The sequence below is a fragment of the Ignavibacteria bacterium genome, from assembly GCA_015709655.1.
Classification (GTDB): domain Bacteria; phylum Bacteroidota; class Ignavibacteria; order Kapaibacteriales; family Kapaibacteriaceae; genus OLB6.
Window position 1 is genome coordinate 500,409 of sequence record CP054181.1, and the last position, 22,146, is coordinate 522,554.

Here is a 22,146-nt window from a genome sequence, read left to right on the forward strand (position 1 = left end):
ATACAACCGCCGGAGCAACCGTATGAACAAACCAGGCCAGTCTGGCGAATTTTCAAATGCATTCAAGATACACCACTGATACCAGGCTACTTAGATAGGCTTCAGGGCCTGATCAAGATCTGAAATGATGTCAGCGTAATTCTCCACACCAATCGAAAGCCTAATCATTTTTTCTGTAATCGACAACCTATTGCGAAGAGATTCATCAACATCCACATGGGTCATGGTTGCCGGGTGCTCTGCCAAACTTTCGGTACTTCCTAAACTAACCGCCAGTTTAATCAGCTTCAGTGAGTTAAGTACTTTAAATGCATCCAACTCGGTACCGCCAACATCAAACGATATCATTCCACCATTGGTTAGACACTGCTTTTGCTTTATCACGAATTGTTCGCCATCATCTGGAGTAAGGTTACCGGGGTAGTACACCTTCTCTACCTTTGGGTGGCGAGTAAGAAATTCTGCAACCTTGTCTGCATTTGAAGCCTGAATATCCATTCTGGCTTTAAGCGTTTCAAGACTACGCAGGAGTAACCACCCTGTATTGGGACTTGCCATATTCCCAAGGAACGTCCGCAGTGTTTTAACCCGCTGTATCAGGGCTGCCGAGCCCAAACAGGCTCCTGCAATAAGATCGCTGTGACCGCCGATATACTTGGTTGCAGAATAGAGCACAAGGTCGGCACCATGTTTTAACGGATGCTGCCACAAGGGCCCCATATACGTGTTATCAACAGCAAGATAAATTTCTTTTGCAGTAATCCCGGAAAAGTATTCGGCAACTTCCTTGCACACTGCTATGTCAACCAGATGATTTGTTGGATTTGCAGGTGACTCGACATACACCAGGGAGAGGTTTCTCGACATTCCCGACTGCTCAACCATCGAAATAATCTCATCCTTACTCTGTCCGGGAGTAAATTCAAGAACGCCTACACCAAATCGTGGCAGGATTTTTTTCATAAAGTGATCCGTACCGCCATAAACCGGACTGCTTGTTAACAGCACGTCGCCCGGATTTAGAAACTCAAGCAGAACGGTGGTAATTGCAGACATCCCGCTCTCGAACACGGCACAATCGTCTGCACCATCCCATAAGGTCAGACGCTTTTCAAGAATTTCGAGATTCGGATTATTAATACGACTGTAAATCAACCCCAACTCTTCGTTCTCGCGGGAGGTTCGGAGTCCGTAGGCAATCTCGAAAAACGCCTTCCCCTCCTCGGCACTTTTAAAAACAAACGTCGACGTCTGAAATATCGGACACTTAACAGCCCCCTCGGAGAGTTCCGGTTTATAGCCGTATGACATCATCAGACTCTCGGGCCGCAGCCCCTTAGCAAACTCACTATCCATCACAATTCCTTTTAATCATTGTTTCAAATAAAAGTACGACCAGCAATAACTGCACACCAACCTGAAATGCGCTCTATTGTACTGCAGGTGCGGGTGGTGCAGTTCGCTTTGGGTCAGACAACCCTTCTAAAAACGTCACTATTACATCTATTTCATTTTCATCAAGTTTTTTATCCAGCTGGTGCCATGCCATGAGTTTAACTGCCTCATGAAGAGTTGGTACCGATCCGTTATGGAAGTAAGGGGCTGTAAGTGCAATGTTTCGAAGAATCGGGACTTTAAACATCATGCTGTCAGCCGGATCCTTGGTTACCTCGTATCGTCCGGCATCCTTTGACGCAAACGGATGCAGCATACCCAGTTTTTGAAATGTATTGCCACCGAATGTAGGGCCATTATGGCACGATGCACATCCTGTGGCAATGAACGTTTGCAGTCCAAGTTTTTGTTTTGCTGTCAGTGCCTCACTGTTACCCTTTACGTATTCATCAAACGGTGATGGGGACACCAGGGTACGCTCAAAAGCGGCAATCGCACTTGCAACGTTCTGATATGTTATGTTTCGGCGGGTATTAGGGAATGCTTTCTTAAACATTTCTACATACTCGGGAATTCCCGATAAGCGATCTTCCACAGCCTTCTCGCTGGGCATTGCCATTTCGACAGGATTCAGGATAGGGCCCTTCGCCTGTTCTGCAAGATCAGCTGCCCTGCCATCCCAGAACTGCAGGAACTGGAACCCGGCATTCAGGGACGTAGGTGAATTCCGGTTACCACGCTCACCCTTCGCCCCTTTCGAAGTTGGTTCACCGTCAACACCGGAACGACCATTGGTCACATCGTGGCACGTATTGCACGACTGCGTGTTATTTATTGACAGCCTCACATCGTGATACAGAGCTTCGCCAAGTGCAATTAAATCAGGGGTGTCATGTTCGGCACCCGGCATCGTAGCCGGAAGTACACCGAACATATCCGAAGCATCAGCAGCCAGCTCCTGCTCTTCTGTTATCGTTAACGTTCCTGGTAATGCGGCAGCATCATTTGATTCTTCATTTGATGAACAGCCCATCAAGAGTACAAATGCGCATGGAAGGAGGTATCTGAACATAATACAGTCCTAATGATAGTGTTTGGGTATGATCTGACAATACAATGTAGTGAATTCAAACGGAAAGCAGACGTTATTTGTAGCCGCGTATGCCTATTTTTTTAATGTCATCGGCGATACCACACCGCCAGCCCACGAATGCCATCGCCCCCTCACCAGTCCGTCTTGATACGCAGCCACAGCCAGGTACAGCCACTCAGGACGCAACATTTCGGTATAGACTCCCGGCAATATCCACACAGGCATATAACTGGCAACAAGCTGTGGCAGACGACTACAGTAGCTCATCCACCGATTTGCATCCGATGTTCCGGTCCATGGGAGCATCAGCGGTGCATGGGACTCTTCGATTGCATCTGTTTCGAACACCGCCGTGCGACCACTCGTATTTTCGAAGCTGACAGAATACACATAGCGGGGGTAGTGCGATACTCTGCGGTATTGCCGCACGCCGCGCATAATCATCTGCGGAGTAAGTTGCGATATTTCGTCAAGACGCGCCATAAATTCTGTACTGCAAGCTTTTGCCTGAACTTCCGGAAGCGGAGGAGTCATATAGGCCTGATGAACGTTAAAGTAGTTATCATATCGAAAAATAGTATCTAACATGACTGCATACGAGCTCCGCAAGGAGTCACCGGGAACGAAGTCTGCTATTGCCGGTAGCTGGCTTCCCACCGCATTAATCGCATTCAGGATTGCCGTCACCGTATCCTGCGGGATTGTGTTACGAAACAGATGTGAGCTTATCCCATCAGAGCTGCTATCCACAACCTCGGTGCACGCCAGGTGATTAGCAGACAATTTGTACTCGCACCATTTTTTACGAATTCCTGTAGAAGCAATCGTTGTAAGTGTAATACGAAGTTTACGCAGAGGTGCTTGCCGGAGCTGTTCTAAAGGGGCTTCAAGATTATACATCTCCACCGTACGCTTTTTTGAGTCGTATTTAAGTGTTGTGTATTCATTATCAATCAGCAGGACGTTATCCCCTTTTGTGCGGATACTTCGTGCAATACCAACATTCAGTGTTGTATCATACAACCAGGAATGCCCTTTACCTTTCCTAACAATATCAACCATCACAGCGTCGGTAGAACTGGCCAAAATGCCAAATTCGCCTGATGCTGTTATCAGGGTTGGCTTTGTGGTGGTTGCTTCAGAGTCAACAGGCCGAATCATCGTCTTGGTTCCACCGTTATACACAATTGGGCCCGTATCAGCCCGATAGGTGATGAGTGATTTGCCACTGATCCGGATAAACTGAGGCTGCAGACTAACGGTATCCAGAACTGTTTTCTCACCGGTCTGCACGTCTTCCAGGATAAGCCTCCCGTCCACAAACGTGTATGCCATAAACCGCTGGTCAGCAGAGACCGCAAAGCAGGCAATGCTGTCCCATCGCTCCCAAATCAAGCTTGACGATGTAGTGCGATATACATCGCGGAATTCTCTGAACACAAGGATATTATTCAGGACGTAGAATTCACTGTCCCAGAAAAACAGTTGTTGCAGTGACGGCTGGCTGCGCGTAATTGGTTTATTGGCAGCAACAGGTGATACGCATGACTGCCATCCGTTGGTGGTGTAGTACACTTTTCGCTGAGCATCTACAGCAACTCCAACATTGGCATCCAGCATTGTGGCTTCCTTCAGTCCAACGCTTGGAATAACTGTTGGCAACTGAATCTTACTCCAGCTACTGCCTGCGTCCGAGCTTTTAAACAAGCGGCCTGCCCTATCTACAAAAGTCAGTGTACCATCCGAAGCAACATTACATCCGTCTGTAGTTCCCAGCGAGTCGTTAACAAATTTCACGCCTGTGAACGTTACTCCGTCATCAGTGCTTCGAAGGACAACCGATGTACCCGAAGCCGAATCAATGAAGGCTCCGAAAGCCAGGACAATGTTGTTTCGGACATACAGACGGCCAAGTTTCTTAGCAATCACGCCGTGGGTGGTTGCGGCACGACGCGTCCACGCTTGTTTTGGGGCCGAGGCATCATATACCGTAAAATCCTGGGTATACAGTCGCACCGTTCCGTCGGCAAGCAGGATTGCATCTGTAACAGGGCTTGTAAGAGTTAGCACATTAACCGCGTGCTGTTGTGCAACTGCCAAGGTGCAGGCAGTTAGTGCTACGGCAAGGGAAAGTCTGAATGAGGTCACATGCAAAATTACGAGACCTCCGATGTACTGGTGGATTACGCCTGACTGGTTAAAGCCCCTTTACTTCATTGACTAACGCCGTCATTGTTGCCTTGGCATCACCAAACAGCATCGACGTGTTCGGGCGATAGAAGAGTTCGTTTTCAATACCGGCGTAGCCAGCCTTCATCGAGCGCTTCATCACAATAACATTGCGTGCGTCTTCCACATCTAAAATCGGCATGCCATAGATTGGCGACGACGGATCGGTTTTGGCAGCCGGGTTTACCACATCATTTGCGCCAACGACCAGTGCAACATCGGTAAGCTTAAACTGAGGATTGATTTCTTCCATCTCTACCAACTTGTCGTAACTAACATCAGCCTCAGCCAGCAGCACGTTCATGTGTCCGGGCATTCTGCCCGCCACAGGGTGAACAGCATACAGAACTTCGACACCTTTAGCCGTGAGCTCTGCCTCAAGGGCATGGCAAACGTGTTGGGCCTGTGCCACCGCCAAACCATAACCCGGTACAATCACAACACGCTGAGCATACGCCATTAATACGGCTGCGTCAGTGGCGGTGAGCTGCTTAACCGTACCACCGGTTGTTGTTGAACCTCCGGCACCCGCCGAAGCACCACCAAACGTACTGAACAGTACGTTGGTGAGTGACCGGTTCATTGCCCTGCACATTACAACGGTAAGAAGAGTACCGGCAGAACCAACCAGGATACCGCCTACCAGCATCACCATATTGTCGTACACAAAGCCGCCGCAGGCTGCCGCTACTCCGGTAAATGAGTTTAGCAGCGAAATCACCACGGGCATATCGGCGCCACCAATTGGCAGTACGAATAGAACACCGAACAGGAGGGCCAGTGCAGTTACGCCAACCATCAGGCCGAAGCCGGTAAGGACATTGGCAGCGATAAGTCCGGCAAGGACAATAGCAGCCAACAGGATAAAGTTGTTAACAAACTGCTGAGCCGAGTACCGTACATCGCCCAGTTTTTCTTCTAATTTCAAGTAGGCAATAATCGATCCGGAAAACGAAACGCTTCCAATCAGCAATCCGGCTACAGTGGCCACAAGGTACCACGTTGGAATCATTTCTATCAGTCCGGTATCATAAACTTCCTTGTATTCCAACATAGAGATGAGTGCGGCGCAGGCACCGCCCATCCCATTAAAGAAGCTCACCATTTGCGGCATAGCCGTCATCTGCACCTTCATGGCCATAACCCAGCCAATTGCGCTACCAATAATCAGTGCCAGCCCAATTAACCACAGATTCCCCAAGTGTGCTCCACCAGGCGTGCGGTACAGAAAAATCGTTGCCAGAATTGCAATCGTCATACCTATTGCCGCAATCAAGTTGCCAGTCCGAGCTGTTTTAGGAGAACCGAGTAACTTAATTCCGCCAATGAATGTAACGGAAGCTAATAAATACGAAATCGGGAGAACTGCTTCCATCATTTCTTCTTAAACATTTCCAACATACGGTTTGTAACAACGAAGCCCCCTACAACGTTCAGGGTTCCAAGCACAACGGCAATAAAGCCAAGAATAAGTGACAGTGTATCTTCGGCCATTCCCATAACGATAATTGAGCCGATGATTACAACTCCGTGAATTGCATTAGCGCCGCTCATCAGTGGAGTATGCAGGACTGATGGTACGTGACCTATCAGTTCGATACCCAGGAAGATCATCAATATCACCAGATAGAGTAATGACAGTGTAGCCGGATCCATTAAGCGCGAACCTCTCCGTTGTGTACGATAAGTGTAGAAGCGATGATTTCGTTTTCAAGGTTAATGTCCAGCTCGCCAGCCGGCGCAATTTCTGTCAGAAATGCCTGTACATTCTTGGCATATAACTCACTGGCCGTTGTGGGCAGCGATGCAGCCAGCTGCGGGCAACCCAGGATAGTAACGTTTCCAACTGTTGCCGGTTCGGAACCGGTTGTACATTCGCAGTTTCCGCCTGCATCCGCAGCCAGGTCAACAATCACACTTCCCGGTTTCATCTGCTGAACCTGTTCACGGATGATCAGGCAGGGGGCTTGGCCACCGGCAACCAGGGCGGTGGTAATGACGATATCGGCTGAAAACAGAACTTTGTTTACTGCTTCTTTCTGACGTGCCAGGACATCATCGGTGGCGGCAGCAACATAGCCCCCTTCCACCTTTACATTATCAAGTCCTTCTACACTCACAAACCGTCCACCCAGCGATTCAACCTGTTCCTTGGTTTCGGGGCGCAGGTCAGTAACGTGTACAATTGCCCCCATCCGTCGGGCTGTAGCAAGTGCCTGCAATCCTGCAACTCCCGCACCGTAAATAAGGATAGTAGCCGGTTTTACGGTTCCGGCTGCCGTTGTCATGAGCGGGAAGATCCGACCCGTTGCGTTGGCACCAACAATAACTGCCTTGTATCCGGCCAGGTTATTCTGAGAGCTTAGCACATCCATAACCTGCGCACGAGTGATCCGTGGTAATGCGTCAAGCGCAAATACCTGGATTTTCCGGTCTGCAAGCGTGGCTACAACCGACGTATTACGTTTTGCATAGACCATGGAAATGAGCGTGGTACCAGCCTTGAATCGCTGAACTTCGTCGGCAGTCGGCGGGGCAACATGAACAATTACACCGGCATCATTCAGTACGGTTTCAGCACTGGCAACCGTTGCACCGGCATCAGTATAGTGGCTGTCCGGAAACCCTGCGGCGACTCCGGCACCGGCTTCTACAACAACACCAACCCCTTTAGATACAAGGGCCTTAACAACCGATGGCACCAGTCCGACACGCTGCTCACACGGTTGCGTTTCTTTTATTACTCCAACAATCATGACCCCTAACATACTGAAAAACAACAGCTTTGAAGTAAAATTTTTTTTCGTACACGGTAGTTTTTTAGGTGTTCCTAATTATTTTTGGGTATGCGTAATCGCAAGATACTGTCCACTGTGTACCGCACAGTTGCACGAAACCAGCTTACCATCAAATGCCATGAAGCTTGCCGATCTCTCGTACAGCATCCAGGATTATCTTAAAATTATTTTTCTTTTAAGTGAGTCGGATGAACGCCTCAGTTCAGCCCCAACCTCTGCAATAGCCGGCCGACTGGAGATTAATCCGGCCAGCGTCACCGGAATGCTAAAGAAACTTGCTTCGCTGCATCTGATTAACTATGAGAAGCATCATGGGGCACGACTGACGTTTACCGGGAGAAAGCTGGCTGTGGAGCTTGTCAGACGTCATCGTCTTCTTGAAACCTACCTTACTGTTGCACTGGGGTACAGCTGGGACGAGGTACACGACGAAGCTGAAAAACTGGAACACTTTATCAGCGATACATTGGTGGACAGGATGTGGACCAGGCTGGGTAATCCCCAGTACGACCCGCATGGTGACCCTATACCTGCAAAGGACGGATCGATTCCACCGGTTGCAACAAACAGGTTATACAATGCAGCGGTGGGAAGCAGTCCAACTGTACGGCGCGTTAATTCAGATATACCTGATATCCTGTCGGCACTGTCACGGCACGGGATCACAATTGGTACCGTTGTACCGGTAACCGGACGTGATCCCAGGAAGGAGAACGTAACAGTTAGCATCCGGGGAAAAACTATCAGACTTGACAGGGCGCTGGCTGATAATATTTTTATTGACTAACAAGCGATTGTAACCCACATTTACTCTGAACACCAGTATGCTTGAATATTTACACTTTTTTGAAGATATCAATCCAATTCTCGGAGCCTTGATAGCCACTACATTTACGTGGCTGGTAACCGCTGCCGGTGCTGCTCTTGTTTTACTGTTTAAGGAAATGTCGCGATCGTGGCTTGACGGAATGCTTGGCTTTACCGGAGGCGTGATGGTAGCAGCCAGCTACTGGTCACTCCTTGCCCCAAGCATTGCGATGAGCGAAGGGATGGGGTTGCCAAGCTGGCTTCCGCCGGCTGTGGGGTTTTTGACAGGCGCACTCTTCATTTTTGCCCTTGATAAGTTTGTGCCCCACCTGCACATCAACTTCGACCCGTCGCAAACGGAGGGTCCGTCAACAAAATGGCATCGCACTACACTACTCATCCTTGCCATAACGCTTCATAATATTCCTGAGGGCTTAGCCGTAGGTGTACTGTTCGGTGGTGTAGCGGCGGGCATTCCCGAAGCAACGATTGGTGGTGCCGTGGCACTGGCGATTGGAATTGGGTTACAGAATTTTCCCGAGGGTATTGCCGTGGCTTTCCCGCTACGCCGTCATGGAGTAAGCAGGCTGCGCAGTTTTTACTACGGACAGCTGTCGGCAATTGTTGAACCGATTGCCGGGGTGATCGGTGCGGTAGCGGTCCTTTCCATGCAGCCGGTACTGCCGTACGCGCTGGCATTTGCCGCCGGTGCCATGATTTATGTTGTTGTGGAAGAAGTAATTCCCGAAACACAGCAGGATAAGTTTACCGATGTGGCAACGCTTGGCTTTATTGGCGGTTTTGTTGTTATGATGATACTCGACGTCGCACTCGGATAGGTATCACCAGTACACTATGTATATCCCCTTTTTCATATTATTTAACAAATGAAAAATCACAACACACTTGATCTCCGAAAAGATATCCTGGAGATTTTAGAACGTAGCACACAGGCAACCTCCTTGTCTGAGCTGAGTAGGCGACTGCACATCAAGTCCGAGTCAGAAGACTATGACTACCTAAAAGATGTACTGAATTCAATGTCAGCCGAAGGGATTTTGCAAAAGCATGCCCGCCGACGCTACAGTATTGCGCATCACATAACACATGAGTTTATTGGCACACTTACCTATTACCATGATAGTGCCTCCGTCCGAACAACCGATGCTTCGGCACCGCCGGTTTTGATTAAACGACAGCACCTCCACACTGCACTCGACGGTGATACCGTGCGCGTTCACATCCTTGCACCTGCACCGGGAAAGAAAATCCAGGGCGAGATACTCGGAATCATTGAACGAGCACAGCATGCCATTGCAGGCACCATTGAATTTGATGGTAGCTTTTTTTACCTTATTCCTGATGAGCCCAGATACCACATGGATTTCATGATTGCTGAGAGCAATCTGAAAGGGGCTAAGGCAGGCGACAAGGTTATTGGCCGCTTCATTAAGTGGGATAATCCCAAGGTAGCGCCTGAAGCTGCAGTTCGCGACGTTGTCGGTGTCAGCGGCAAGGCTCTGGTAGAGTTCACGGCGATACTGAAAGAGTTTAACCTGCCATCATCCTTCCCCACCGAGGTTGAAAAGGCAGCAAACGCACTGTCGGAACCGGCACTACCAATTTCCAATAACCGTGAAGATATTACCGATACACTCATCATAACGATTGACCCTGCAGATGCGCGCGACTTTGATGATGCTTTGTCGTTAACCGAACTGCAAGGAGGCGATGTAGAGCTTGGGGTTCATATTGCCGATGTGTCGCACTACGTTACCCCCGGCTCTGTCATCGATACCGAAGCACTCAAACGGGGCACCAGCACCTACTTGGTACATGCTGTTGTTCCAATGCTGCCGGAGCGATTAAGCAACAATCTTTGTTCGCTGGTCCCCAACAAGCCCCGATACGCATATAGCGTTTTCATGCGATTTACCCGGAAGGGTATGTTAAAGCACTATCGGATTACGGAGACCCTAATTGAGAGCAAGAAACGCCTAACCTACGACGAAGCGCAGTCTATGATTGACGCCGCGGTCGAGGGGTCTGGTACGCCTGTAGATCCTGTAGCTAACCTTGTTGTACGACTCCATTCACTGGCCAAAACTTTGTTTGCCCGAAGAATGAAGCATGGTGGGATCGACTTTGAAACACAGGAGGTAAAGTATCTACTCAATGAGGAGTATGTCCCGGTGAGCGCAGTTGTTAAATCCCGGACCGCGGCTACCTCCTTGGTTGAAGAATGTATGCTGGCTGCAAACCGTGTGGTAGCTGAACACGTAGAGAAACTTTCAGAATCACACAGACGCACAATACCACTGCCCTTGGTTTATCGTACTCATGGTGAGCCCGATAGTGAAAAACTTACCGACGCAGTAAGCGTGATACGGGCGCTGGGTATTCCTGTGCCTTCCGGCAAGCTCACGCCGGTACAGATTAATGCAATACTTACGGCTGTACAAGATCGCCCCGAAAAAGCAGTTGTCAACACACTCTTGCTGCGGTCGATGGCAAAAGCTGTTTATGCGGAACACAATATCGGCCATTATGGTTTAGGATTTACAGCCTACGCCCACTTCACCTCGCCAATCAGAAGATATCCGGATTTATTTGTCCATCGCATGCTCAAAGAATATGCACAGGGTATCCCCGGCGACAAACGTCTTCATCAGGTCTATGAGCAGTCTGTTTACGTAAGCGACCACAGCTCGCAAACAGAGCGGATGGCCGTAGAGGCAGAGAGAGCATCACAAAAACTTGCACAGGTCATGATTGCCCGCACCCACCTGGGCGAGCGTCACCACGGCTATGTAACGGGAGTAACGAACTTTGGGATTTTCGTTACGATCAGCACGCTGATGTGCGAAGGCCTGTTGCATATCAGAGACCTGCGCGACGATTTCTATGTTTTTGATGAGAAACGGTTCAGACTCATTGGCCGGCGTAATCGCCGGATTTTCCAGTACGGAACAGAGCTGGATATTGTTATTGCCCGCACTGACGTTGACAAGCGCCTTATCGACCTTGTGGTTGCAGACCCAGAACAGAAGTAGCAACAATTCCGTCGGTGGTTACAACCACAACCATGGTTGCCCGTGCTGCCTGGGGCGGCGTAGCAAGATACACGTCGCCGGCTACCGTGTTCAAGGCTTGCGTGTATAAACACCTGCCACTAAGGTCGTACCACGAACACCGGGCTTCGCGTGGAACTGACGCAGCAACAACAATCCCGGACTCGCGTGGCCGGACTTCGACCTGCTGATGACGTTTTATGTGTTGTGTCTGGGAAACATCGGTAACAATTGGTTGTAGTTTAAAATCCCAAATTCCCCTGCCATACGTACCAAAACGGAATATATCAAGTGGTTCGATGTAATCCACGTCCCAGTAGGTTTGGTCTGGCGCTCCCAGCGCAGTAATATCCGTCCATGTTTCTTCAACCATATCGTAAATAAAAGCTCCGGCATCTGTAGCAGCCGCAAGCCAGCGTCCGTTGGGAGTAATCGTAAGATTTAATACCAGGCATGGTGGTAAGCCTGCCAGTGGCTGCCAGTCGGTTCCGGAATTTGTACTGTGATATACGGCCGGTCCGTTGTAGCCGCTGCCACCAAGAAACACCTCTGTTGGTGACCTCTTACTTACCGCCAGAGCATTTCCGCTAAAGTAATGCCCGGGCAAATTCCTTGGAGATACCGTTGATGTCCAGGATGCTCCTCGATTGGTTGTACGCCAAAAGTACTCATCCGAGACTGTAACGTATGCATAATTATCATCTGAAGGAGCAAATGTAAGAGCGGTAATCTTCACGTCAGACTTGCCAGCAGCAAAGTCCTGCGACAATGAATCAATCGTTAGTTTCCCGTCCGTACTTGTGTACACGTAAACCCTAGCCCCTTTCGAACGGGTTCCTCCGCCAAGCCAGCATTGCTCAGGAGCAGATGGGCCAGAGGCCAATGGTGGTACCCAAAGGTGGCCCTTATGGGGGAAGTTCAGGAACTGAGGTTCCCATCCGTACTCCATATTTGGCAGGTACATTACAAATCCGGGGTACACGCAAAAAAGCGCGGTAACGCCGTCAGGACTTACCAGCGATGAGTAGTCGCCTGAAATTGTCTGTTCAAATGGTCGTGGGCCATCTGAATCTACGGTACTACGCTGAAACCCCTGGTCCTGGGATCCGGCAAGCACTACAGTAACATCATCCCGGCTGGTATAGATGCTATAGTATTGACTAACATTAAGTTTATTTAGCGATATGTTTAATACTGAATCAGCGCCGTTGAATGCCTGGTACAGCCCTCCGTCGGTGCCAATAAAGGTTATTGCATCATTCTTTGAAAGCTCAAACGACCGCACTTCAGGTATGTCGGCATGAAGTTTATGAGCAGGATTCTGATAGTATTCAGCCCACCCGTTCACCTCACGCCAGGTTACAAGCGAGGAATCGGCCGAATACGTATTCACTGCGCCAAACAACCACCCACCGTTGGTGAAGTCGTACGTAAAGGACTGCTGGTCAAACGGACGATGACGTAAACTCGAGGTATATGAAAAGGTAAGGGGCTGAAGGCTGGCCGTATAGAACATAGTGCTGTCATCATGAACCACGCCGAAACCAAGGCGGTGTTGCGACCCTGCAATCAGGACTGACCGTGCACCACCACTCCACGGTGAATTGGTTGTCAGGTTCCGGATCGTCCCATCGGGCTCAACAGCCGACAGTGTGTCACCGTGCACAAACAGTACATTACGGTGCCGGTCAGACCATACAGCACGTACACCCGAGAACCAGCGGAGTCGTTGAAATGTTTTTGCTGTATCCACACTGCGATAGAGTACGCTGTACGATCTCCAGGCAGGTCCGTAGTCCCATTCATACCCCACCGCATAGATTTCCATCCGTCCTCCGCGCACGCAGTACTCCGCTTGCGAAAAACCACCCCACCGGGTAATGTCGTCCAGGCCTTCCGGCGTTGTCCACCTACCCATTGCAGAGTTCAAAACTCGAACCGTTGGTCCACCCGACACCACAACAAGATTTTCAGAATTATCCGGCATGGTAACGTTTTTTATAAGAACAGGATCTGCGATTTTGCGGTCATCGGTTAAGCACTTCCAGTTTGCCGAATCCTTATGGCCAACCCACACCGTGCCACCAGCACCAGCAACCCAAACCCGTTTGGTAGAGTGGTCGTACTCAACGGCAACCACCCTGCCTGCCTGATTAACACTTCCAACCTCGGTCCACGTACCCGACACCGTCGTTGTTATCTCCTGTACCCCGGGCTCCTTACGTGAAAGCCTCTCATACCGCGCGTTGCGAACAGCGTTGTTCACCACACGCCAGTTATAGCCTTGGGGCACATTATGCAAATTCTCGAAATACATCTCTGCAGCTTTTCGGTGTGTTGCACCTTCCATTTGATTAGGTGCCAAAGAAGTCTGCGAGTATGCTGCTGCTGTTACAAAGCAAAAAAATAAGAAAAGCATATCCGTCAACAGTCTTGAATAAATACGAGTTAACATTGCTCAATGTACGACTACAGCGGCAAGCAAATCGTAGGCACCCACAGTCTATACAGCCCAGATTCTACCATACAGACCGGCGACTCACAGGGATTTTGATGGTGGTTCGTAGGGTTTGAAACCTGCCCTTACGGGTTCGTATGATTTACGGTGGGTCTAAAACGTGCGGGCGACTACATGGGGTCGCCCATACACGGTTTCTCGTCCACCATACAGGTTAACACAACCCGCCTGCGCAACCGAACCACACTATAAATACCGAACGGGCGGACTACGGCCCTCCGGGCCCCACCCCCACCTCCACCACCATCGTGCATCACCACCTACCACTACAGCTCGGCTGGTCGGTTGCGTTGCACAGCCTACGTAAACTACCTTAGGAATTCCGGAGCAATTGCTTTCAGGTATAGTGGGAGAATAACGGGATAGCGTGACTCCGGCCCCACCCCCCAACCCCCTCCCCAAACCCCTACGGGTTTTAGGGAGAGGGAGCCAGATTCATACATGTTTTGGTAAACAGGATGTAAAGGCGGGACGGGTTCCCGCCTCGGTTGATTGGGTTTAATTTTTTTACGGTTCATGGAGACAGCCACTACGTATAACGCCCCCCGCCCCCCATTCCTTAGATTTGCTTTTTTCAGAAACCATAGCCCCCTTCATGCTTACAATCCTGCTTGCTTCCATGCTGTTGATTGATTCTGTTTTGGTTCAGCCGGTAACGGTGACAGCTACCCGACTGCCTACCGAAGCATACCGGACCGGACGGAGCATTTCGGTTCTGACAGCTGACGATATCAATGCACTGCCGGTTCAGAGTGTGGACGAATTGCTGCGTTTTATTCCCGGTATCGAAATTCAGTCTCGGGGCCCGCTCGGTACACAGTCTGACATTTCGATTCGCGGCAGTACGTTTAACCAGGTGCTGGTAATGGTTGACGGGATGCGGGTGAACGACCCGCTTACAGGTCACTACAGTGCATACCTGCCGGTAAGTCTGGCCGAGGTCCATCACATCGAGGTGTTGCGGGGTCCGGCCGCTGCATTGTACGGTGTTGATGCTGTAGGCGGGGTTATTAACATCGTAACGCATACGTTCGCACCCGAACAGAGCAGGATGGACACAACACGTGTTATGGCTGGTATCGGAGCCGGTGAACACGGATTGTTCCACGGCGATGCGGGAGTGCTGCACATTCAGGGCAACAGCCTGGTTAGTGGTGGACTTCAAACCAATACCAGCACGGGGTTCAAAGTCACCTCAACGGATAACAACGGTGACTTCACCATGCAGACGGCATCGGCATCCGTCAGGAATTCGATTGCTGACAACTGGGAGGCTGCGATACGCCTTGGCACCGATGCCCGCGATTTCGATGCTCAGCATTATTATTCTGCCAGTACGCAAGACCAGAGCCGGGAAACAGTAACATCACTGTGGCTTCAGACAATGCTACAACATTCCGGCAGTAGCTCAAATACACGGTTTGATGTATCATACAAACGACTAACTGACAGATTCCAATTTAATCCAACATTCAGCAGTACCAATCTTCATACCACTCAAATGGTAAACTTTCTTGTTAACTCTGCACAAGAGGTTACAAATGCTATTACTTTGGGGTGGGGGTTGCAAGCAGACTACCGTGACATTAAAAGTACCGACCGCGGTAACCATAGCGCTGTTCACGGCGGAGTGTACGCAACTGCACAGCTACACATTAACAACCTGGTTGCCAATGGCAGTATTCGGACAGATGCTGACGAAAACTATGGTCTGGAGCTTACACCACAACTGAGTGCGTCGTACTCATTCGGCAGTATATCGCTGCGGTCATCCATTGCACGGGGAGTGCGGGGAGCCGATTTTACCGAGCGTTATGTAAGCCATAATCTGCCGGGAATACTCACCCCGAACAGGAACTATGGAAATCCCGATCTTGATGCTGAATCATCGTGGACGTGGGATGCCGGATTTGACTGGTATGCCGCCGCTTGGATGCACTATCACGTGTCAGTCTTCCGCAGGACGTCATCTAACCTGATTGATTATATTTTAGTAAACAGTAATACTATCGAACATCGCAACAAGCTGGCACCAGACACGACCTACTTGTATCCCGAAAACCTTGCGGCGGTAACCATTTCCGGGCTGGAAGGTGAAGTTGCAGGTCTTGTAGTTGTTGGCGGAGGTTTAACAGCCGACTATTCTGTGGGACTACGGCTTTCCGACACAAAGGCTGTGGACGGTATCATAAGCAAGTACCTGTCAACTGCCTCCCCTGTTGTGGGGTCAGCTATAGTGAACCTGAAAGTAGCCGGTACCACACTTAGCCTGCAGACTCTGTACAAGAAACATAGCGACGAATTTATGAGCACGTTGTATCCAAAGAGTCCAACAGAGTACACCATAGCCAACGCGAGCCTGCGGTACCGATTATCACCGGCAGCTGAATGTTTTGTTCTGGCCACGAATATGTTTAACACACCATACGAAGACATACCTGGCGTGGAAATGCCAGCCCGATGGATTTCGGGAGGAATAAAAGTTGCTTACTAAATGGAATAGCCAGGTTACATGCTATCAGGTGTGGAAAGCTGTGCCATTGACTGATGGTCGATCCGTACGGCATTTAAAAACCGTTTGTTGTAGTACGTACTCTCCAGCGAACTAATTGTAACGCCATACCTGCTCGAGGCATGAGCAAACAAATTATCGCCAAGGTAGATACCAACATGGCTTACCCGTACCCTGCGCCGTGTGTTAAAGAATACCAGGTCGCCAAACTTCATCTTGCTTCTGTCGCGAATTGGCATACCCACGGTGCTTTGCGACGCTGCAGTTCTTGGAAGCTCGATGCCGGCAGTTTTTTCGTACACCAGGCGAACGAACGCACTACAGTCAATTCCCTGGCGGTTAGTGCCGCCAAAGTGATACCGCGTACCCAGCCAGTCCATGATAACATTTACAATTTTCTGCTTTTCAACGCCTGCATCCGTCATCTCATGCGAATCGCCGTCCACGTAGCTCAACCACAGTGTTTTCAGCTGTTCCAGCTCGATTGTTACGTCGTCTTCAGCTTCAAGTTCAAGCAGTTCCTGTGCGTGATCGGCTTCATCTTCAGGCGATAGGATCTCAACATCAGCATCGCCATCTGTGTCTTCCGAATCACTCTGAATTGCAGCATGAACACCAGCAATTACTGTCGTTGAATCCACATATTTAAGTCCTGCCATTTTACAAAGTTGCGGACTCTGGGTGCGGAGCAGGTCAATAGCCTGACTCTTCCCCTTTACGGGATTACATGCAGATGTGCTGGCCCGACGTCGTTTAGATTTTGAGCGTTTCCGTTTGGATTTGGAGCTCACTCTGTGACTGCGACCTGATGTGTTCTTTTTCACGCTCGCTGTTTTCGATCTCACTGCGCTTACTGCGTCGGTGGGGCCGAGGACGGTGAGAGTGAACACGGTCAGGAGTATGGTACAAAGTGTGGTGAAAATTCTGTTCTTAAGCATAGGCAATATTGTGTTACTGATGAAAAGATTAAGAAGGTAAGGAGCTGCTGCTCTTTACAACATGTTCCAGCTGAAGTCGGCCTGTACCGTCAACAGTCAGTCCATGAATATTAGGCTGCGCCATTCGAATGATAACATCATGGTAGAGAAAAATCCATGGTGCCTCATCAACGATATACGTCTGCATTTGCGCATACAACGCAGAACGTTCTGCACGAGAGTATCCCGGCTTTAGTGCCTCCTGGTACAGGGAATCAAGCAATCGGTGCACCAGGTGAGTTGTATTTGGTCCCGCAGGCGACTGATTGGAACTAATAAACAACGCCATAAAGTTTTCTGCATCCGGATAATCGGCAATCCACGAGGTACGCCACAATTCAAGTTCACCGGCGCGTACCTGTGAAAGATGCTGTGGGAAGTCAACTTGTCGGAGTTCAACTGAAACACCAATTTCCTTCCACTGTTCCTGAATTGCCTCGGCTACACTGGCGGTTCGCGGATTATTTCCAAGCTGAAGAACCAGTGTGGGAAGCCCCTTACCATTTGGATATCCGGCTTTTGCGAGTAATCTGCGCGCCTCGTCCGGATTGTAATTGTATCCGGGTACGGTGCTGTCATATCCTGGTAGTGATGGTGGCAGCAGACCATGGCGGGCAGGAATACCCTTCCCGTGCAGCACGTACGCCACGATCCGGTGACGGTCGATGGCATAATTCAGTGCCTGCCGTAGCCATTTATTCGTTGCAAGGGGGCTATGGCGTGCGCCGGGTTTCGTAGTATCGAGCAGAACACCATAATATTCAACGCTCAGTGCAGGTGACCGGAAAATTTGAAAATCCGAATACCTAGGTTGCAGCTTCCCGTTTGCATCGTAAATCGTTGGTGCGATTGATGCATCAACCGACGTTACCATATCGTACCCGCCGTGCATAAACTCCAGAAACTCGCTCTTGGTATCACGAAGGAACGTAATCGTAACTCCGTCAAGCAACGGGAGCCGATCCCCCTTCCCATCCACTTTGAAGTAATTGGGATTTCTCTGTAACTGCAGAGCTACGTCCGGAACCCATTGTTTAAACATAAACGGTCCGGTTCCAACGGGGTGCTGTCCGAAGTCATCGCCATAAAAGCTTACTGCTTCATGCGGCACGATGTATCCGTACGGCATTGTAAGCAATGCCAGGAACGGTGCAAACGGTGCCGAGAGAGTAAACACGACCGTGGTGTCGTCAGGTGCGGCTACGCTTGTAATCCGGTCACGATACACCCACGCGCCGGTGCTTTTTGCGCTTCCATCGTATATGCGTTTGATACTGAAAACAACATCATGTGCAGTAACTGTTCTGGCGCCTTCGGGGTACCCTGCCGCGATAAAGCAGGTGTCGGTATGAAACCAGACATCGGGCCGGAGGTGAAATGTCAGCCGTGTACCACCAAGGCTGATCTCCCAGCTCGAAGCAATGCAGGGAGCAATGTTCAGTGAACTGTCAAGTTCAACCAAACCATTGTACAGGTGACCTGTAGCCCACACTGCCGACTGGTAGGATGCCAATGCCGGATCAAGACTCGCAATACCATCCGGTTCATTGTAGCGGAAATACGTTGTAAACTCATCCTGAATCGAAGTGCGATTGCAGGATGATAGAATGAGCATGAAGCCAAAAAACACATAAGGTGTCAGGGCTTCATTTTTTATGAGAGAATGAGCAATTGCCAAAGAACTCCGCACCAGCGTCGCCACGGACATACCATATAAACGCACAGTGCCTTTCAAACCGCTGCAAAACTCGGAATGAAAGCGGAAAGCGGCAATTAATTTTTGCTCACAGTAATGTCATGTGGGGATATGGCACCGCCATTTTGACAGTTCTCATGAGGTCTACGGTTGGTATTCGCAACTTTTCCGGTAACATCACCCTTTTCGTGTAAACTCTGCTTAGGCTGCGCTGCTGGGAGCGTAGATTACTTCCTGTAATTCGGTATTATTTCTTCTTTCAAATACTTGTAAATATTCTTTCCCTTGGGGATGGGAACAAGATGCTGGTTAACAATATACTTTTCATCGTATATCCGGTCATCTTCATCCATACCCCTGTCTTTTTCAGTTGCATTGATTAACAGGGCAGAGTTACCATCAGCGATTGACAGTATTTTTTCTCGATCAATTTCAGTAACAACTTCATCCGGAATACTACCATCATAATTATGTACTGTACAATACATCGTATCGTACTTATTAATTAATCCGTCATCAACAGAAGAATTAAACGAGCAGCCATCGCATTGATAGTTACTCTTAGTTAGCATTCCACTAAGCTCATCAACGTAGTTTGATGAAAAAAGGCTGGTGGCATGCCCGAACAGCGACTGGATTTTCGATAACCTGAGTTCATAATCCGGACTCTCATGTTTTTGGTCACCAATCCACACAAACTTCCTGGGCCCATCGTGCCGTGCGTCAGGCTCTTCTAACAGATATATTGCTCTTTGTATAGATTCCGGCTGAAACTTGTCGATAAGAATGAACGCCAACAGCTCATCATCCGGTGTTTCCTCGCTGCCTTCTCCCTCATCTTCTTCTAAATAATAATCATAATCTCTCATCTTTTTAATTTCTTTTACTTTCTCCACAGAAAACAAATCAACGCTATTCAGTGCAACTGAGCTAATCACGATATCATTATCTGCGTAGGTGCAGTAATATGCCAAGCCAACGGTTTTCTCTTGCGGACCAGATATAGTTTCTGCTGTGCCAATAGCATCGAAGTATGATATCACCAGGGTGTCACCCTTGAACCTCTGAGTAGGTAACATTTGTGGTGATAGGCAAGAGTATTTTTCCACAACTGTTTTATAATTATCACCATCGCTTACCAGTATTACAAGGCCGCCACGATTTCCGTCAATCGTATCACCTCCAATACTATAAAACACAAGATTCGTGTCATACTGCACTATCATTAAAGAATAATCAACCTTACCATCTCTGTTAAGGTCACCTCTTGATACATTTTCTAAAGTGTACCCGGATGGTACGTACCTGAGTAAATCAGCCACAGATAAATCACTACCATACACTGTTGTACCCATGAATGCAAACAGGGTAAGAATGTAACCTACTTTCATTTTTAAGCCTTTGATATGAAGAAAATACAAGGGGTGAAGCACAAGCCTATTTGTCAATACTGAAATCGCTGAAATTGTCAATCTCGCTGTACCTTATTAACGGATAATTCACTTTTTCAACACGATTTTCTATGTTGCCTTCTGTAAGCGTTCTTACCAACTCCTTGAAAGGACTGTAACCATAGCTTCTCCCAGGACTGGAGAATGAATTCCGATGGATGTTATAATACTTTAGACCTTTTAAAACTGAGATAACTGGGCTTTCACTTTCATTCCAGGATGGTTTCACGGCCTCAAGTGTCATATCCCATTGACCGATTTCCTGATTGTACAGTAAACAGCAAAAAACAAGTTTATCGTACTGTCTTCTTACCACTAGTCGACCATCATAGATGTAAAACTCACACTTGACATCAGTTCCAAGCCTATAATTCTGGTCCGAACCTTCGTCTTCCATCAATAGTTGTACATAACTACGTGTAATATTCTTCTTTTTCGAGACAACATGGAAACCTTGCTTCTCCTGAACCAGAATCATAACGTATTCATCATTACAATTAATTTGATATGCTTCGTCAGCACCACCATCCCAATATCGACCTGTTAAAATTCCGAATCCTCCAAGGTCGTCTATCATTTTAGTATCATTTTTTCTATTCTTGGTAGCACATAGGATAAATTTATCAGTATAACCATAAATCGATCCGTCGTCCCGCGGACTTAAAAGCAGAAAAGACAGTATCTTCTTCTTATCTTTTTCCCGTATCACCAACACGCAGTCGTCAACACCGTCACCGGTAAGATCGCCATACTCTTCCTGAAGTATTTCATATCCTTTGGGCACGAAGGCTTTAGGATTTTTGTTGTATACGGGCTGTTGGGCGTGGGCGGATGTTGCCGCAAGACAGGCTACCGTAAGAGTGAGTACCAGGGTCCTCATAAAAATCTCCAAAGTTCTACTTTTTGCAATTAGGGCGATATTAATTTCAGACTAGGAACTCTCTCAGTTCGCGACTGCCAGAGTTAAAAGCGACTCAATTTCTGCCAGTTCAATCTGCTTGTTTACTGCTATTTGCTTCCACCTTAGACGGAATACTTCCTCACCCGGTTGAGCGTTTTTATTTTTGTTAACTTTTATTAGTTTTTCCTTTGTTAAAAAGCGGATGCAGCATTGTGAGTCGATTCTTCCGTTCGTTAACTCACTACCATCATATGCAATAAGGGTGCAGGTGGTATCTGCGCATCTGAATGTGAAGCACCGCCGACGTGTTTGGCTGAGGCTGTATGTAATCAACAGGTCTCCGTCACTGATTTTTACGTCAAGTGTGGTTTCAGCTCCGGAATCCTGATGCATCATGGTATCCTTCCTTAAAATGCCGAGGTTTTCCGTCAGCTTTGCATACCCATTACCATTGTTTATCAGTACCACAATCCCTTCTGGTATAGTGCCATCGGTGTGCGCTGATGCCGGGGAGTCGCTCTGAACCACCAAAACGCAGTCTTCAAGACCATCTCCATTCAGGTCGCCGTACACCTCTTCCGCAACAACGTAGTGCTCCGGAAGGAACGACCTCAGGTGTTGAACTCTTCTCCCGCTGGCATAGAGAGTAGCTGTTGCGATAAGAAGAATGAGACCATAACGTATCTGCGTATGCATAC

Annotated in this window: 16 protein-coding genes; 4 read left to right on the forward strand and 12 right to left on the reverse strand. The window is 48.7% G+C overall.

The window, feature by feature from the left end:
- Positions 1 to 90: 90 nt before the first annotated feature.
- From HRU79_02070 to HRU79_02095, 6 genes are all read right to left on the reverse strand, one after another.
- Positions 91 to 1,356 carry a cystathionine gamma-synthase family protein gene (locus HRU79_02070; protein QOJ25498.1) on the reverse strand — a complete coding sequence of 422 codons (1,266 nt, stop codon included), beginning with the start codon at positions 1,354 to 1,356 and terminating at the stop codon, positions 91 to 93.
- A gap of 73 nt (positions 1,357 to 1,429) precedes the next feature.
- Positions 1,430 to 2,428, reverse strand: coding sequence for a c-type cytochrome (locus tag HRU79_02075; GenBank protein ID QOJ27243.1), 999 nt, complete (start codon positions 2,426 to 2,428; stop codon positions 1,430 to 1,432).
- Between the two features lie 132 nt (positions 2,429 to 2,560).
- The gene (locus HRU79_02080) at positions 2,561 to 4,588 is read right to left on the reverse strand and encodes an exo-alpha-sialidase (protein QOJ25499.1); all 2,028 of its coding nucleotides are present in this window, start codon (positions 4,586 to 4,588) and stop codon (positions 2,561 to 2,563) included.
- 97 nt (positions 4,589 to 4,685) lie between these two features.
- Positions 4,686 to 6,095 carry an NAD(P)(+) transhydrogenase (Re/Si-specific) subunit beta gene (locus HRU79_02085; protein QOJ25500.1) on the reverse strand — a complete coding sequence of 470 codons (1,410 nt, stop codon included), beginning with the start codon at positions 6,093 to 6,095 and terminating at the stop codon, positions 4,686 to 4,688.
- Positions 6,092 to 6,373 (reverse strand): NAD(P) transhydrogenase subunit alpha, encoded by a 282-nt coding sequence (locus HRU79_02090; protein ID QOJ25501.1) that lies wholly within the window; start codon positions 6,371 to 6,373, stop codon positions 6,092 to 6,094. The genes HRU79_02085 and HRU79_02090 overlap by 4 nt, the downstream gene beginning before the upstream one ends.
- On the reverse strand, positions 6,373 to 7,473 hold the full coding sequence (locus HRU79_02095) for an NAD(P) transhydrogenase subunit alpha (GenBank protein ID QOJ25502.1): 1,101 nt from the start codon (positions 7,471 to 7,473) through the stop codon (positions 6,373 to 6,375). The genes HRU79_02090 and HRU79_02095 overlap by 1 nt, the downstream gene beginning before the upstream one ends.
- A gap of 160 nt (positions 7,474 to 7,633) precedes the next feature.
- Between HRU79_02095 and HRU79_02100 the strand changes: the two genes are divergently transcribed.
- Genes HRU79_02100 through rnr form a run of 3 tightly spaced genes read left to right on the forward strand, consistent with a single transcriptional unit; the run spans position 7,634 to position 11,375 of the window.
- Entirely contained in the window at positions 7,634 to 8,302 is a 669-nt protein-coding gene (locus HRU79_02100) for a metal-dependent transcriptional regulator (GenBank protein QOJ25503.1), read from the forward strand.
- A 37-nt stretch (positions 8,303 to 8,339) separates the two neighbouring features.
- On the forward strand, positions 8,340 to 9,161 hold the full coding sequence (locus HRU79_02105; protein ID QOJ25504.1) for a ZIP family metal transporter: 822 nt from the start codon (positions 8,340 to 8,342) through the stop codon (positions 9,159 to 9,161).
- Between the two features lie 48 nt (positions 9,162 to 9,209).
- The gene (gene rnr, locus HRU79_02110; protein QOJ25505.1) at positions 9,210 to 11,375 is read left to right on the forward strand and encodes a ribonuclease R; all 2,166 of its coding nucleotides are present in this window, start codon (positions 9,210 to 9,212) and stop codon (positions 11,373 to 11,375) included.
- On the opposite strand, the gene HRU79_02115 is transcribed toward rnr, so the two are convergent.
- The gene (locus HRU79_02115; GenBank protein QOJ25506.1) at positions 11,338 to 13,812 is read right to left on the reverse strand and encodes a hypothetical protein; all 2,475 of its coding nucleotides are present in this window, start codon (positions 13,810 to 13,812) and stop codon (positions 11,338 to 11,340) included. The genes rnr and HRU79_02115 overlap by 38 nt on opposite strands.
- A 694-nt stretch (positions 13,813 to 14,506) precedes the next feature.
- Between HRU79_02115 and HRU79_02120 the strand changes: the two genes are divergently transcribed.
- Positions 14,507 to 16,405: a TonB-dependent receptor gene (locus HRU79_02120; GenBank protein QOJ25507.1), complete on the forward strand. Its 1,899-nt coding sequence runs from the start codon at positions 14,507 to 14,509 to the stop codon at positions 16,403 to 16,405.
- A gap of 14 nt (positions 16,406 to 16,419) precedes the next feature.
- Here the strand turns inward: HRU79_02120 and HRU79_02125 are convergent, their stop codons facing one another.
- From HRU79_02125 to HRU79_02145, 5 genes are all read right to left on the reverse strand, one after another.
- Entirely contained in the window at positions 16,420 to 17,082 is a 663-nt protein-coding gene (locus HRU79_02125) for a C40 family peptidase (protein QOJ25508.1), read from the reverse strand.
- A gap of 307 nt (positions 17,083 to 17,389) precedes the next feature.
- Complete coding sequence (locus tag HRU79_02130) at positions 17,390 to 19,015, reverse strand: ABC transporter substrate-binding protein (protein ID QOJ25509.1); 1,626 nt, start codon at positions 19,013 to 19,015, stop codon at positions 17,390 to 17,392.
- 308 nt (positions 19,016 to 19,323) lie between these two features.
- The gene (locus HRU79_02135; protein ID QOJ25510.1) at positions 19,324 to 20,487 is read right to left on the reverse strand and encodes a hypothetical protein; all 1,164 of its coding nucleotides are present in this window, start codon (positions 20,485 to 20,487) and stop codon (positions 19,324 to 19,326) included.
- 46 nt (positions 20,488 to 20,533) lie between these two features.
- Positions 20,534 to 21,427 carry a hypothetical protein gene (locus HRU79_02140; protein ID QOJ25511.1) on the reverse strand — a complete coding sequence of 298 codons (894 nt, stop codon included), beginning with the start codon at positions 21,425 to 21,427 and terminating at the stop codon, positions 20,534 to 20,536.
- Between the two features lie 63 nt (positions 21,428 to 21,490).
- Positions 21,491 to 22,144 (reverse strand): hypothetical protein, encoded by a 654-nt coding sequence (locus HRU79_02145; GenBank protein QOJ25512.1) that lies wholly within the window; start codon positions 22,142 to 22,144, stop codon positions 21,491 to 21,493.
- Positions 22,145 to 22,146 lie beyond the last annotated feature (2 nt).

Excerpts from the sequence above, each read along its gene's own strand:
- HRU79_02070 (QOJ25498.1), bottom strand. The coding sequence starts at position 1,356 with ATGGATAGTGAGTTTGCTAAGGGGCTGCGGCCCGAGAGTCTGATGATG.
- HRU79_02075 (QOJ27243.1), bottom strand. The coding sequence starts at position 2,428 with ATGGGCTGTTCATCAAATGAAGAATCAAATGATGCTGCCGCATTACCA.
- HRU79_02085 (QOJ25500.1), bottom strand. The coding sequence starts at position 6,095 with ATGATGGAAGCAGTTCTCCCGATTTCGTATTTATTAGCTTCCGTTACA.
- HRU79_02090 (QOJ25501.1), bottom strand. The coding sequence starts at position 6,373 with ATGGATCCGGCTACACTGTCATTACTCTATCTGGTGATATTGATGATC.
- HRU79_02095 (QOJ25502.1), bottom strand. The coding sequence starts at position 7,473 with ATGATTGTTGGAGTAATAAAAGAAACGCAACCGTGTGAGCAGCGTGTC.
- HRU79_02100 (QOJ25503.1), top strand. The coding sequence starts at position 7,634 with ATGAAGCTTGCCGATCTCTCGTACAGCATCCAGGATTATCTTAAAATT.
- HRU79_02105 (QOJ25504.1), top strand. The coding sequence starts at position 8,340 with ATGCTTGAATATTTACACTTTTTTGAAGATATCAATCCAATTCTCGGA.
- rnr (QOJ25505.1), top strand. The coding sequence starts at position 9,210 with ATGAAAAATCACAACACACTTGATCTCCGAAAAGATATCCTGGAGATT.
- HRU79_02115 (QOJ25506.1), bottom strand. The coding sequence starts at position 13,812 with ATGCTTTTCTTATTTTTTTGCTTTGTAACAGCAGCAGCATACTCGCAG.
- HRU79_02120 (QOJ25507.1), top strand. The coding sequence starts at position 14,507 with ATGCTTACAATCCTGCTTGCTTCCATGCTGTTGATTGATTCTGTTTTG.
- HRU79_02125 (QOJ25508.1), bottom strand. The coding sequence starts at position 17,082 with ATGGCAGGACTTAAATATGTGGATTCAACGACAGTAATTGCTGGTGTT.
- HRU79_02130 (QOJ25509.1), bottom strand. The coding sequence starts at position 19,015 with ATGCTCATTCTATCATCCTGCAATCGCACTTCGATTCAGGATGAGTTT.
- HRU79_02135 (QOJ25510.1), bottom strand. The coding sequence starts at position 20,487 with ATGAAAGTAGGTTACATTCTTACCCTGTTTGCATTCATGGGTACAACA.
- HRU79_02140 (QOJ25511.1), bottom strand. The coding sequence starts at position 21,427 with ATGAGGACCCTGGTACTCACTCTTACGGTAGCCTGTCTTGCGGCAACA.
- HRU79_02145 (QOJ25512.1), bottom strand. The coding sequence starts at position 22,144 with ATGCATACGCAGATACGTTATGGTCTCATTCTTCTTATCGCAACAGCT.